Genomic DNA, 13,453 nt, shown 5'->3' with positions numbered 1-13,453 from the left:
CCAGATTGCACCGCCGGCAGATCTACGGCCAGCGGGCTGAGCGAACTGACTGGCTACAGCTTGTTCAGCCGATGCTTTTCCAAGATGTCGATGATGACGGATTTGGCATGCAGCCGGTGCTGGCGATGCCGGTCGCGCGCGACATCAGGTTTGCCGTCACGGATTGCGGTATAGACCGCACGGTGATCCTCGTTCGATTTGACCGGCAACGGGCGTATGAACAGGGTCGAGGCCCGCGCCCTGCGGACCTGGTCGCTCATCATGGACACGATGCTTTCCACTCGGCGGTTGCCACCCAACCGGACAAGCTCGCGGTGGAAAAGGTCGTCGGCCTTGGCCCAGGCCTCCAGGTCTTCCTCACCGATTGCGCGATCCATTTGGGCAATCGAGTCCGCCAACGGCTGAAGGTCCTGTTCGGAAAATCCGGCCTCGGCCGCGCGTTCGGCTGCAAGGCTCTCCAACTCGGTCAGAATGTCATAGATCTCGCGCATGTCATCCGGAGATACTGGCAGGATCCGCACCCCTTTGCGCGGCCGCATTTCCAGCAGGCCCTTGCTTTCCAGCATAAGCGCTGCTTCGCGAACCGGCGTGCGCGACATCCCCAACTGCTCGGCCAGTTCGGTTTCCAGATGGTCGGTGCCGGCGGCCAACTCTCCGGTCAGGATCATCCGCCGCAAGTCCCGCACCGCGCGCTGGGTATTCGAGAGAGCCTTGCCGGTCTCGTTTTTCATTCGGCCTCCAAAACGATTTTCCTGCCCTCCGCATCAGATCTGTAGATCGCCTGTTCAATGCGGATAACGTCCAGATAGTCCGGGCCAGTATTTTCCAAATGCGTACCATTTAGAAGACCGGATATGACATGCTGCTGCAACGCGTGCACGCAATCGCCACCAAAACCCTCCCATTTATCGGGTGCAAGCAACTGCACGCTGCTCTGGCTGCCGAATTCACGCAGCCCAACGGCGCCAAAGCCATCCATCGTCAGCGTTCCGCCGGTGCCTTCGATCAGGGCCTCCCCCATGGTGCGGCGCAGATTGTCCGAGGCATGATCCAGGTTCCGGTTGCCATCGAATACGGCCCTCAAGCCGTTTTCGAACTCAAAGATGACATAGCCTGCGTCCTCTCCGGCAATGACCGGGTTGATCCGCCGCAGATCGGCATAAACCGAGATCGGATTGCCGAACAAGAACCGGAACGTATCGACCCAATGCACCGCCGTTTCGTGGATCAGAAAACGCGGCATTTCCTGAAAATAGGGTTGCCGATCAAGATAGGCGCGAGGCCCCTGCCCGTCGCCCGGGCGCAGTCGGAACGTAGCCTGCAACGGCATCCCGATATCCCCGCGTGTCAGGGCGTCCTTCATCAGCCGATACCACGGCTGGAAACGAAAATTCTCGTGGACAACGACGGTGGCTCCGGCATCCCGAGCGTCCTGCAGTACATCCTCCGCTTCTGCCAGAGATCGACAAAACGGTTTTTGGCACAGGATCCAACTCACACCTGCGTCCAGCGCGGCACGAATTGCGTCGGCATGACCGTCAGGCGGCAGGATTATGTCCAACAGCTGGGGCATTTCCTGGGCCAGCATCGACGGCAGATCATCATAGGCAGTCAATCCAGTGGCGGCCGCCTTCTCGAGATCGCGATCACATGCGGCGACCAGTTGAACCTGCGGTATGCGGCGCCAGCTGCCATAGTGGAACTGGCTGAAATAGCCGGCGCCGACACAGGCGACCCGAATGAACTGCTGGCTGCTCACGCCAAAAACACCCTGTCCGCCACCGCTCGCGCCGCGGCCAGCGTATCGGCTTCTCCGCCCAGATCACGGGTCAGAATTCGGCCCTCGGACACGACGCTGTCGACTGCCGTGTGCAGCCGTCGCCCATCTCGCGACAACGCGGGGTTCTGATGCCGCAGCCCAAGCCATTCCAGCATCATCGCCGCCGACTGGAACATGGCAAACGGATTGGCGATGCCTTCCCCGGCAATGTCGGGGGCGGAACCGTGACAGGGCTGGAACACCGCATGATCCAGACCAATGTCAGCCGAGGGCGCCAGCCCCAGCCCTCCCATCAGACCGGCCCCAAGGTCAGACAGGATGTCGCCAAACATGTTTTCCGTGACCAGAACATCAAATTCCCAAGGCTTCTGAACCATCCACAAGGCCGTTGCATCCACATAGGCATGATCCGCTACCAAATCCGGGTGACGCTCAGCCTCGGCATCGAACAGATCCCGGAAGAATGCAAAGGCACGGAAGACGTTGGCCTTGTCCACACAGGTGACCCGACCCCGACCCTGCCCGGATGCCTTTCGGTCATGCGCCAACTGGAAGGTAAACCGAAACAGCTTTTCGCAGACCTCCCGGGTGATCAGCAGCGTCTCGCGCGCCTCATCCTCGGTCACTTCTCCGCACCCCTGGGTGTTAAACAACCCCTCAGTGCTTTCGCGGATCAAAACAAAGTCAATTTCCTTGCCAGGCGGCAGGGCCAACGGTGTTGCTTGCCCAGCTCTCACCCGCACAGGGCGCACACCGGCAAACAGCCCCAGCGCCTTGCGGAGGTCGATCTGAGGTGAAATCTCGGTCCCATCCGGGTACCGAACGTCCGGCAAACCCATCGCGGACAGTAGAATGGCATCCGCCTGCCGCGCCGCATCCATTGACGCTTTCGGAAATGATTCTCCGGTTTGCGCATAGTGGGCTGCCCCGGCCGGAACCTCCCGAAACTCAAGTGTATAGTCCTCGGTCTGCTCAGACAGCTGCGCAAGGATGCTTAGCGTCGGAGCCATGATTTCCGGGCCGATCCCGTCCCCGTGGAACACTGCAATCTCTAGTTTCTCGGCCATCTGCGCCCTGCGTCCTTTTCCTGTGTTCTTGCGTTCGACCTTAAATCAATTCCGGTCGTTGACAACGCATTGTGTAACGTATACGCAATTTAATGCAACAATAAACACATCACTGCATCTGGGAGGAAAAGATGAAGTCGAAAATCGCAAGGTTGGCTGCGGCCGCCCTACTGACGGCAGGTGCCGCAGGGCTCGCCAGCGCACAGGAATATCCGTACCGGGACATTACCACCGCCGTCGTCTGGGGCGCCGGAGGCGGTACCGACACCATCAACCGGATGATCATGGCCGAGATGGAGAAACACCTGCCGGTGTCGATCAACGTGATCAACCAGACCGGAGGCGTGGCGGGTTCAAACGGAATGGTCTACGTCATGAACCAGCCTGATGACGGCTATACGATGGTCGGACTTTCCGAATCGAACGTGACCGCCGCCGTCCAGGGCGGCTGGGACAAAAAGTTCGACTACTGGTATCCGTTCATCGTTGGCGGCTCTCCGGATTTGATCTCGGTTCCCGCTGACAGCCCCTACAACAGCCTTGAAGAGCTGGTGGACGCGGCGAAGGCCGCGCCCGGAACCATCCCCGCGGCAGCCTCGGGTGCGGGATCCATCCACCACCTGAACCTGCTGGCCATCGAAAAGGGCTCGGGCGCCGAGTTCAAATTCGTCCCCTACAACGGCTCAGCTCCGGGGCAAGAGGCCGCCATCGCCGGTGAAGTTGCGCTGGTCGTGACCTCGCTGGCGGAACAGGCCCCGCTGATCGAAGGCGGACAGTTGCGCCCTCTGGCGATGCTGACACCTGAAAATGCGGAAATCGCGGGAATGACCGTTCCTTCGGCCTTTGGCATCTATGACGGGCTCGACCAGTATTTGCCGCTGAAACAGGCAATCGGCTTTGCGGTCCACAATTCGGCAAGCGACGATGTAAAGGCTAAACTGGCCGAAGCATTCCAGAAAGCCATGGCCTCGCAGGCCGTGGCCGATTGGGCCGCGGCAAACAATTATGACATCGGCGGACAGTACGGACCGGAGGCGCAGAAGCTGTTCTCGACGTTGGAATCCACCTTTGCATACACCCTGCAAGATTTGGGTGCGACGACCGTCGATCCGGCCTCTCTGGGCATCGAGAAGCCCTGAGCGACAAACGATCTTGGGGGCGCGGTTCCGCGCCCCTTTTTTGCACGGGAGGGCAAAGTTGGAAAAGGCTGAGGACATTCTGGTCCTGCGCGCACGGGATTTCTGGGCGTCGCTGGTTTTGGGGGCGACATCGGTGTTCTTTCTGTGGAAGACCATGGACATCCCCTTGTGGGGTGAAAACAAGGCGGGGGTCAGCGGTACCCAATGGTACGACTCAGCAGCCATTGTTCCGTTGTTCATCTTTGTGGGCCTGTTGTGCCTCTCGACGGTGCTGTTCGTGATCTCGGTCCGGTCCGGCGGGGCGCGGCACGCCCTTGGTGCGGCTGGCATCGGCTGGAACCCTGACGAAGCATTTCGCTTTTCCACGATTGGCCTGATCCTTCTGGCTTATGTGGGCGGGCTGGTCCCGCGAGTCGATTTCATCCTGTGTTCCGGCCTTCTGATTACCGCTCTCATATTTGGATATTACGGGGGGCACCCGCGGCGCGCGATGATCGCCTGCGGCGCCGTTTGCCTGGCTGGGTTCACGTCCTGGTTGCTCTACCCTGCTCAAGCCGACTGGAACGCACATGCGGACGACTGGGTCACGTTGGGCATTTGGGTCGCCTTGACGATCCCGGTTTTGGTCAAGGCCCGGTCCGAGCGGCTTTTGCGGGTCGTTCCCTACATTGCCGTCCTCGCCCCGTTTACCCTTGTTTGCGCAATGGCCTTCGGGTTTCGCCAGAATGTTCCGGCGCGCGGTGGCCTGCTGTTTCAACAAATCGAGTACCACTATTACGTGACGCTCCGCCCGATCTGGAAAGGCTAAGACCATGGAGTTCGTCTTGTCTCAGCTGGCGGGTTTCGGCCATGCCTTCGCTGCGCTGGTCGTCGATCCGCTGACCTATCTCTATCTGGTTTTTTCGGTCTTTCTGGGCATCACATTCGGTGCCCTGCCCGGCCTGACCGCGACCCTTGCCGTGACCATTCTGACCGGTTTCTTCGGCAACAAGATCCCGCTGGATTACTCTTTGATCGCGCTGCTGGGCGCTTATGTGGGGGCGATTTACGGTGGGTCCTACCCCTCGATCCTGCTGAACATCCCAGGCACCGCCGCCAGCGCCGCCACCGCAATGGACGGTCACCCGCTTGCCAAGGCCGGACGCGGAGGTGAGGCGCTTGGATTGACGACGACGGCCAGCTTCATCGGGACCATCATCGGCACACTCACGCTCCTGATCTTCGTCTGGGCGCTGCTGCTTGTTTCAAAGAACATCGCAAGCCCGGAAAAGGCGCTACTGGCCCTGTTCGGTATCCTTCTGTCTGGCACGCTCATGAGCGAGGACCTGGTGCTCAAAGGGTGGATATCCGGTTTGATCGGGCTTGCCATGGCCATGGTCGGGCTTGATCCCTTGCTGTCCGAGCCCCGCTACACCTTCGGCTGGTCCTACATGCTGAGCGGGTTCCAGGTGGTGCCCGTTCTCATGGGGGCCTTCGCGATCCCTCAGATCATCGAAGGCCTGCGCCATGTCGAAGCCGGCAAGGTCATGGCTCTGAAAGGCTCGATCCTGCCAAATCTCTCGACGGTCCGCCGTCACCTGCCCACCATCGGCAGGTCCGGCGTGATCGGCACCGGCGTTGGTGCCCTGCCGGGCGTCGGCGAGGATGTTGCCGGATGGGTCAGCTACGGTGTCGGCAAAACCGTTTCGAAGGATGGGAAGAACTTCGGCAAAGGTTCACTGGACGGGCTTTTGTGTTCGGAGACCGCCAACAACGCCTGCATCGGCGGCGCACTGATCCCCCTGTTGGTGCTGGGCATCCCCGGCTCACCACCCGCGGCCGCGCTGCTGGGGGCGTTCAAAATCAACAACGTCATCCCCGGCCCCACGATCGACCCTGAAATCATCCTGCGGGTCGTGGCCATCCTGGTGCTGGCATCGTTGACGATGTTCCTGATGGGCCTTTTCACCGCGCGGGTCTTCATCAAGATTCTCAAAATCCCGCAAACCGTTTTCTTGCCCGTCGTGATGGTTCTGACCACGATTGGGTCGTTCAGTGTGGGGGGCGGCATCAATGACCTTTACCTTATGCTGGGGGTCGGCTTCGTGGCGTATTTCATGAACCTGATGAAGTATCCGATTGCGCCGCTGGTCATTGGCGTCATCCTTGGCGGGTTGTTCGACGAGACATTCCGCCGGTCACTGTTCCTGTCGGATGGTGATCTGTCGGTATTTGTTTCTCGACCCGGAGCAGCAATTCTGCTGGTGTTGAACCTGGCGCTGATCCTCAGCCAATTGCCTCCGGTCAAACGCCTGTTCGCCCGTCTGAAAGGAGCCCCCGCCTGATGTATGCCGTCACCGTAACCTTCGAGTTGAAGCCCTGGGCACGCGAGCGTTTCCTGCCTCTGATGCTGGACAACGCACGCACGTCGTTGAACGACGAGCCCGGGTGCCTGCAATTCGATGTCTGCGCAGGGGACGATCCGGCCATCGTTTTTCTGTATGAGATCTACTCGAACGCTGACGCGTTCAGGATCCACTTGGACAGTCCGCATTTCAAGGAATTCGATCTGGCGGTTTCGGATATGGTGGTCCGAAAGCAGGTCAACACATTCTCCGAGGTCATGCGATGAACGACTGGGAAGTCTATGCCATAAAATATGCGGACAGAAATGCCCGCATCCGCGCCGACAGCTTCATAATGGATGACGATCACGCGGCCCCTCATGCCATGGACTACTACCTGTGGCTGCTCAGGCGCGGCTCGCAGGTCATTCTGGTGGATACCGGATATGACACCGACGAAGGGCTGAGCCGCGGACGGCCTATTGCCATGGATCCTCGTGAAGCCATGCGGCCTTTCGGGATCGCGCCAGAGGCCATTCAGCAAGTGATCGTGACGCACCTGCACTATGACCACGCAGGGGGTCTGCACCTGTTTCCAAACGCCACGTTGCATATGCAGTCGGCCGAGATGGCCTTTGCCACGGGTCCCTGCATGTGCCACGGCACTCTGCGCGCGCCATTTTCGGCCGGTCATATCTGCGAGGCGGTCAAGCGGCTTTATTCCGGCAAAGTGGTTTTCCACGACGGCGACGCCGAGTTGGCCGACGGTGTCACGGTCCACTGCATCGGCGGCCACTCCCGCGGGCTGCAATGCGTACGGGTCCGAACTGCCAGCGGCTGGATGGTTTTGGCGTCGGACGCATCGCATTACTACGAGAACTTCATGGCCCGAAAACCATTTCCCATTGTGGTCGACCTGCAGGACATGCTGGACGGCTTTGACAAGCTGCAAAGCCTCGCGTCTGCCCCTGGCCTGATCATCCCAGGCCACGATCCGCTGGTCCGGTCCGTTTTTCCCCCGGGGCCAGCCGATCACATCAACCGTTTGGACACGGGGCCAATCAGAGAGATCAAACTATGAAGATCGGAGTCATTGCCGATGATTTCACCGGCGCATCCGACATTGGCCTGACCCTCGCTGAGGGCGGCATGCGCGTCAGCCAGTTTGTTGGCATCCCAAAGGGCCACGCGGACCAGGATCTTGATGCGGCCGTGGTTGCGCTCAAGTCACGCACGGCCCCGGTTGACGAGGCGGTGCGCGACAGTCTGGCGGCCTGTGACTGGCTGCTGTCCCAGGGTGCGCAGCAAATCGTCTTCAAGGTCTGTTCGACCTTCGACAGCACCGCAAAGGGCAATATTGGTCCGGTTCTGGATGCGCTGTCGGAAAGGCTGAACGCTCCGACCACAATCGTCTGCCCGGCTTTTCCTGAAAATGGGCGCAGCGTCTACCAAGGGCACCTGTTCGTGCAGGACAAGTTGCTGAGTGAAAGCGGCATGCAGAACCATCCACTGACTCCGATGACCGACCCTGATCTCCGGCGTCTGCTGGCCGCTCAGTCCGCCCGTCCGATTCATCATGTGGCCGCCTTGGTGGTCATGCAGGGGGCTGCAGCCATTCGGTCTGCCCTGCCTGCCAAAGGTCATACGATTGTCGACGCGATCCGCGACGCAGACCTGCTGGAAATCGGCAAGGCTGGCCGCGATACCCTGCTCCTTTGCGGCGGGTCCGGGATCGCGCTTGGGTTGCCAGAAAATTTTGGCTTCAAACCGCGACACCCACAGTGGGACAGCGTGTCCGGACCCGGCATTGTGCTGTCAGGATCCTGCAGTCGCGCCACCCGAGAGCAAGTCTCGCGCTACCGGGACATCGCCCCACACCGCGAGGTCACCGCGCGGGAGGCGGTCAGCGGCTCGATCTCGGTGGAAGAATTGGTCAACTGGGCGCTCGAGCAGAAACAACCGCCGCTGATCTACTCTTCGGCCGATCCACAAGTCGTGAGGCAAGCACAGGACTGCTTCGGCAAGAAAAAGGCATCTGCAGCCATCGAAAACCTGTTCTCCGATCTCTCCCGCAGCCTGCGGACCGCGGGCTTCCGCCGGATGGTCATTGCAGGGGGTGAGACTTCGGGCGCGGTTGTCCAGGGCCTGCGCGCACAACAGTTGCAGATCGGCCCCCGCTTGGCCGCCGGCGTTCCCATGGTACTCCTGCCCGGCACCCCGTCCGTTGCACTGGCGCTGAAATCGGGCAATTTCGGCGGCCCCGATTTCTTTGCGGACGCCTTGAACAGAATGGAGCAACAACAATGAGCGAGGCGGCGAAGCTACGGGAAGAAATCTGTCTGCTTGCAAGGTCGATGTTCGACCGGGGACTGACCTGCGGTGCGTCGGGCAACATCTCGGCCCGGCTGTCCGACGGAACGATCCTGGTTACGCCGACCGGCAGTTCGATGGGGTTTCTCGACCCGGCACGGATCAGCCATCTGGATGCCCGGTTTCAGCACATTGATGGCGACTTGCCGACCAAGGAAGTTCCTCTGCACTCGGCCTTCTACGACACAAGGCAGCAGACCGGGGCTGTGGTCCACCTCCACTCGACGCATTCGGTGGCCTGGTCCATGCTTCCCGAAGTTGACCCCGAGGACGTTCTGCCGCCATTGACCCCGTATTCAATCATGCGGGTCGGTCGGGTGAAATTGCTGCCATTCTTCCTGCCCGGCGACCCTGAAATGGGAAATGCGGTCCGGGGACTGGCCGGACAGCGCAGCGCGGTGCTGCTGGCCAATCATGGCCCTGTGGTTGCCGGCAAAGACATCTGGGCGGCCAGTTTCGCAATGGAGGAACTGGAGGAAACCGCAAAACTCGCCCTGTTGACCCGAGGACTGAACCCTCACCAGCTAAGCGCCGAACAAATTTCAGCCCTGTACGACATGACAGGCCACAGCAAGTAGCCGGTTCGAACACCTGCTGCTCTGACAACACGCTTTGCGGTCCAATCGGCCGGATATCGGCTATTGTCGCCAGCTTTTGTGCTGGTGCGCAAAACGGTCGTATGATCTGACGAGACCCGACACGGACGACCATCCCATCATGCCCAATCCTGAACAGGGACAGGCTGGTTTTGGCCTGTCCTCAACCCTGCTCTGTTAATTTTCATTATTGACAACTTACGCGCCGTAGTTATTTGTCAAAACTGACAATAAAGGAACCCCAATGCCCCGGCCTACGCTCAAAGACCAACGATCCGCTGAAATACTCGATGCCTATCTGACCTGTGTGGCCCGTTTCGGATTGGAAGGCGCAACACAAGAACGCATCGCGGCAGAGGCTGGTGTCAAGCGGCCCTTGTTGCGCCACTACTTGGGAAACCGGGATGACATGACGGCGGCATTGGCAGACCACGTGATCAACGCTTTTGCCGAAGTGACAGAGGCGGTCTCGGTTCAATTCGGGTCGCAGGGTGAGCCATCTGAGTTGATTGATGCCCTGTTTGACGACGGGCACGGCCATGATCCCCGTCTGATGCTGGCTTGGCAGGCTTTGGCAACGGCCGCCGAACGCATTCCTGACCTGGGCCCCAAACTGACGCAAAGCTACGCCGACTTTCTGGCCGTCATCGAAGGCATTCTGGCCCGCGCGTATCCATCGGCACCTCCCGAACGCATTCGGGCAGTCGCCCATGGAGTAACTGCTTGCGCTCAAAACATCGACGCGCTTGTCCCGATTTCACCGCCAGTTCAGTGGCGCGACGATCTGAAAGCGGCGGCGCTGGCGTTGCTTGCAAGCTTGGAGGGTGACGCATAATCAATCTCCCCAGACTGATCAACTACGCAGCCCTACCCGTTCTTTTGGTGGCCACATGGTTGGGGCTCCAGTGGCCCTGGGGGCTGGTATTCATCTGGTGGGCCATACCGTCGATCCGTAGCAGCCAAGCTTTCCTGATCGATACCGTCAACCGCGAAACCGATCCACTCTTGTTCTGGACCGTTACTGTTCTTTGGATGGTCTTCGGCGGCCTGATGGTTACCGCCGACATCGCACCGGCCGTCTATCCGGCCTGGCTGGTCTGAGAGGTTTTCATGACACCAATGTATCACCGGCTTCCCGCCTCTGCCTATACAGCCCAGGACTGGTACGACCGCGAGCAAGAACTGATCTTCTCTCGCACCTGGCGATATGCCGGGTTTGCAGAGGATGTACCCGAGCCCGGACACTACATCTCGGTCCAGGCGGGTTTGAACAACATCTTCGTGGTAATGGGGCGCGACCGTCGGCTGCGGGCGTTCCACAACATCTGCCGTCACCGCGGAACCCAATTGATCCGTGCAGTGGGCAAAACACAGAAGGCACTGACCTGCCCCTATCACGATTGGACCTACGATCTGGCAGGCAACCTGATCTCGGTCCCGGATGAAGACCGCGAATATCCTGACGGCATCGACAAATCTTGCCTCGGGTTGAAACCCGCAAGCGTCGATCTATGGCGCGGAATGATCTTTGTGCACCCTAACCCGCAGGCGCCGAGCCTTGCGGAGTGGTTCGGGCCTGTGGATCCGTTGCTGGGCCCGCACAAGCCCGAAGAATTGGTCGAATACAGCGAAGCCCGCCAAAGCTATGAGATCCGCGCCAACTGGAAGATCGTGGTTGAGAACTACATCGACGTCTATCACCTGAGCCACCTGCATTCGAACACGCTTCACATGTATGACCACGGTCGCGCCGAATATGGCTGGAAAGGTCCGCACTATCATTTTTGGGAGCCGCCCGCGTCAGACTATGCCCGCGCGCTCGAGAAAAACCTGCCCACTCCGCGGGTAATCCCGAAACCGCATGTTGGCGCCTGGGTGCCGATGCTGTTTCCGGGCATTGGCCTGGCAGGCAGTGAAGACAGCTGGAACATCTTCATCATCACGCCACTCGCGCCCGACCAAACACGCGTGGAGAACCGCACCAGAATGGCCAGCGCGTCGGCGTGGGAGTACTCGCGGCAGCAATGGTCATCTTATGCGTTCTGGCGTGACTTCGGTGGCCCGAAATACAAAGGCGACGATGCGTTGGCCAAAGATGACCCGATGACCTCGGGCGACTTCACGACCGAAGATGTCTATGCCTGCGAACAGCAACAGAAATCCTTGGCAAGCCCGTTGTTTGAAGTCGGCCCCGCCTCTGTCGGAGAAGGCCCGGTTTTGCAGCATCAGCAAATTGTTCTGGACTTCATGACCAAAGCTGAGGCCGAGACATGACCAGGCCCAAAACACTCTCCCCAAACGCCATCCCTGGGCCGGCACCAATCATCCCGCGCCCAATTGCCCAGAACACAAAGGTCATCCCGTGATACTCCGCATTCTTGCCAGCTTGGTTGGGATCGCCCTGGCAGGCGGACTGGCACTCGCCGCGCCCGGCAGCGACCCGAAGGCGGTTGCCGAACGTCAGCTCTCCGCCCCCGACTCCCAGATCGCGTGGAGCGACTGGGATCCCGAAGCGATCCACACGATCACCGTAAAATATGGTCAGGGCCAGCCGGATGATCACTTTAGCTATTCGGTGGCCGATTGGGCCCAGCGAACCGGCGACACCGGCTTTGAATCTGTCCCAGAGCTGCAGGGATATGTGGAAACAGACCGCTCACCCCCACGGATCGTGATCACGGAAGAGCCGGGCAGCGCTACGGCAACAGCGGTCTCCACAGTCAAGTACGACTGGCAGGGTCACGCAGGTACGATGGCGCAAACCGACCGCTTTTCGCTCACGCGCAAAGGCCGAAAATGGGTGATCCGCGCACTGCACACCACCATGGATTATCGCTGACTGAAGATGGCCGTCTTTTGCTCAGGAAAGGACCACTCGTGACCCGTGAATTCTTCCCCTTGTCCGTGGCTGAAATCCGGCCTGAAATCGGTGGCGAAGCAACCACCGTCGTGCTGGACGTACCACCAGCCCTGACCGAGCTGTTTCGCTGGTCCCCCGGCCAACATCTGACACTGCGCTTCGGCCTGAGCGGGAAAGAGCAGCGACGCTGCTACACCATCTCAAACCCGCCAAACGAGGCGCTGCGGATCACCGTGAAACGCGTTTCCAGGGGATTGGTGTCGAACTATATCGGCAACACCCTGCGCGCCGGAGATACGGTCGAGGCGATGCCACCCTTTGGCCGCTTCACGCTGGAACCCAACGCAACTGCACGACGCACCCACTACTTTTTTGGCGCGGGCAGCGGGTTGACTCCGCTTTATGCGATGATCCGAGCCGTGCTTGATCACGAGCCACATTCCGTCGCCCATCTGATCTACGGTAACCGGTCCGAGAACGAGATTCTGTTTCGGAAAACGCTGGACGCCCTCGTCGAGGCCAACCCATACCGGTTCACCTTGCGCCATGTCTTGTCTGCCCGATCGCTGTTGAGCTGGTTCAGCCCCTGGCGAACCGGACGCGTTGACTCGGATGCGATCAAGGCTGCAATCGAAGAGTCACCCCCCTTCGCACAGGACGTCCAGTATTGGATATGCGGCCCTGGCAGCATGAACTCAGACGTTCGGGCAGCGCTGAACGCGCTGGATGTGCCCGATGCTCGCATCCACATGGAAAGCTTCGGCGCCGACCCAGTTCATGACACGAACCAATCCGGCATGGCGGCCACAGCGAGGGTGACGCTGGATGGGGAAACCCGCGAGGTGCCTATCGAGGCCGGGCAAACAATCCTGGAGGCCGCCATTGCAGCGGGACTGGCGCCGCCCTTCAGCTGCCAGTCAGGCGTCTGCGGCGCATGCCGCGCAATTCAGACAGAGGGTCAGGTACAAATGCGGGCGCACATGGCCCTCGATCAGAACGACATCGCACGCGGTGAAGTTCTGACCTGCCAAGCCGTTCCCAAAAGCACAGAACTGGCCGTGCAGTTCCCCGATACGTAACAGTCCCGGTACCACCCCTCACCGCCCGGCAGTACGGATCCCAGCGCACAACACATGTTCGCCCAACATGCCCGGGTCAAAGAACGGCCGATCCCGCGCGGTACGCAAAAACTGTGGGTATTCAAGGTGAATGGCGGAGAGACAGGGATTCGAACCCTGGAGACGGTTTCCCGCCTACACACTTTCCAGGCGTGCGCCTTCGACCACTCGGCCACCTCTCCGTGCCGGCGATATTTGG

General features: G+C 60.0%; 15 protein-coding genes and 1 tRNA gene. 12 read left to right on the top strand and 4 right to left on the bottom strand.

The features are described from left to right. Positions 1 to 53: 53 nt before the first annotated feature. The 3 genes from ACR0IR_RS04695 to ACR0IR_RS04685 are packed head-to-tail and all read right to left on the bottom strand — an operon-like array spanning position 54 to position 2,847. On the bottom strand, positions 54 to 731 hold the full coding sequence (locus ACR0IR_RS04695; protein WP_170338904.1) for a GntR family transcriptional regulator: 678 nt from the start codon (positions 729 to 731) through the stop codon (positions 54 to 56). Then, complete coding sequence (locus ACR0IR_RS04690; RefSeq protein WP_170363598.1) at positions 728 to 1,759, bottom strand: Gfo/Idh/MocA family protein; 1,032 nt, start codon at positions 1,757 to 1,759, stop codon at positions 728 to 730. The genes ACR0IR_RS04695 and ACR0IR_RS04690 overlap by 4 nt, the downstream gene beginning before the upstream one ends. After that, positions 1,756 to 2,847 carry an isocitrate/isopropylmalate dehydrogenase family protein gene (locus ACR0IR_RS04685; protein ID WP_170363599.1) on the bottom strand — a complete coding sequence of 364 codons (1,092 nt, stop codon included), beginning with the start codon at positions 2,845 to 2,847 and terminating at the stop codon, positions 1,756 to 1,758. The genes ACR0IR_RS04690 and ACR0IR_RS04685 overlap by 4 nt, the downstream gene beginning before the upstream one ends. A 131-nt stretch (positions 2,848 to 2,978) precedes the next feature. Between ACR0IR_RS04685 and ACR0IR_RS04680 the strand changes: the two genes are divergently transcribed. From ACR0IR_RS04680 to ACR0IR_RS04625, 12 genes are all read left to right on the top strand, one after another. Next, positions 2,979 to 3,986 carry a Bug family tripartite tricarboxylate transporter substrate binding protein gene (locus tag ACR0IR_RS04680; RefSeq protein ID WP_170363600.1) on the top strand — a complete coding sequence of 336 codons (1,008 nt, stop codon included), beginning with the start codon at positions 2,979 to 2,981 and terminating at the stop codon, positions 3,984 to 3,986. A 58-nt stretch (positions 3,987 to 4,044) separates the two neighbouring features. Beyond that, a complete protein-coding gene (locus ACR0IR_RS04675) occupies positions 4,045 to 4,794 on the top strand; it encodes a hypothetical protein (RefSeq protein WP_170363601.1) in 750 nt (249 codons plus the stop codon). Positions 4,795 to 4,798: 4 nt separating this feature from the next. Further along, the gene (locus ACR0IR_RS04670) at positions 4,799 to 6,310 is read left to right on the top strand and encodes a tripartite tricarboxylate transporter permease (protein ID WP_170363602.1); all 1,512 of its coding nucleotides are present in this window, start codon (positions 4,799 to 4,801) and stop codon (positions 6,308 to 6,310) included. Continuing rightward, entirely contained in the window at positions 6,310 to 6,597 is a 288-nt protein-coding gene (locus ACR0IR_RS04665; RefSeq protein WP_170363603.1) for a putative quinol monooxygenase, read from the top strand. The genes ACR0IR_RS04670 and ACR0IR_RS04665 overlap by 1 nt, the downstream gene beginning before the upstream one ends. Continuing rightward, entirely contained in the window at positions 6,594 to 7,391 is a 798-nt protein-coding gene (locus ACR0IR_RS04660; RefSeq protein ID WP_170363604.1) for an N-acyl homoserine lactonase family protein, read from the top strand. Before ACR0IR_RS04665 ends, ACR0IR_RS04660 begins: the two co-directional genes overlap by 4 nt. Beyond that, on the top strand, positions 7,388 to 8,617 hold the full coding sequence (otnK, locus tag ACR0IR_RS04655) for a 3-oxo-tetronate kinase (protein ID WP_170363605.1): 1,230 nt from the start codon (positions 7,388 to 7,390) through the stop codon (positions 8,615 to 8,617). The genes ACR0IR_RS04660 and otnK overlap by 4 nt, the downstream gene beginning before the upstream one ends. Continuing rightward, on the top strand, positions 8,614 to 9,258 hold the full coding sequence (gene otnC / locus ACR0IR_RS04650) for a 3-oxo-tetronate 4-phosphate decarboxylase (protein WP_170363606.1): 645 nt from the start codon (positions 8,614 to 8,616) through the stop codon (positions 9,256 to 9,258). The genes otnK and otnC overlap by 4 nt, the downstream gene beginning before the upstream one ends. Positions 9,259 to 9,520: 262 nt before the next feature. After that, positions 9,521 to 10,111 (top strand): TetR/AcrR family transcriptional regulator, encoded by a 591-nt coding sequence (locus ACR0IR_RS04645; RefSeq protein WP_170363607.1) that lies wholly within the window; start codon positions 9,521 to 9,523, stop codon positions 10,109 to 10,111. A gap of 47 nt (positions 10,112 to 10,158) precedes the next feature. Next, complete coding sequence (locus ACR0IR_RS04640) at positions 10,159 to 10,377, top strand: hypothetical protein (protein WP_170363608.1); 219 nt, start codon at positions 10,159 to 10,161, stop codon at positions 10,375 to 10,377. Positions 10,378 to 10,386: 9 nt separating this feature from the next. Beyond that, entirely contained in the window at positions 10,387 to 11,550 is a 1,164-nt protein-coding gene (locus ACR0IR_RS04635; RefSeq protein WP_170363609.1) for an aromatic ring-hydroxylating oxygenase subunit alpha, read from the top strand. Positions 11,551 to 11,638: 88 nt separating this feature from the next. Continuing rightward, the gene (locus ACR0IR_RS04630) at positions 11,639 to 12,115 is read left to right on the top strand and encodes a hypothetical protein (protein ID WP_170363610.1); all 477 of its coding nucleotides are present in this window, start codon (positions 11,639 to 11,641) and stop codon (positions 12,113 to 12,115) included. A gap of 38 nt (positions 12,116 to 12,153) precedes the next feature. Next, on the top strand, positions 12,154 to 13,215 hold the full coding sequence (locus tag ACR0IR_RS04625) for a 2Fe-2S iron-sulfur cluster-binding protein (protein WP_170363611.1): 1,062 nt from the start codon (positions 12,154 to 12,156) through the stop codon (positions 13,213 to 13,215). Between the two features lie 131 nt (positions 13,216 to 13,346). Here the strand turns inward: ACR0IR_RS04625 and ACR0IR_RS04620 are convergent. After that, positions 13,347 to 13,436, bottom strand: a tRNA-Ser gene (locus ACR0IR_RS04620). Positions 13,437 to 13,453 lie beyond the last annotated feature (17 nt).

Source organism: Ruegeria sp. CF2, assembly GCF_056537385.1.
The sequence above is the reverse complement of the archived record's forward strand: the minus strand, read 5'-3'. Positions and strand labels throughout refer to the sequence as shown.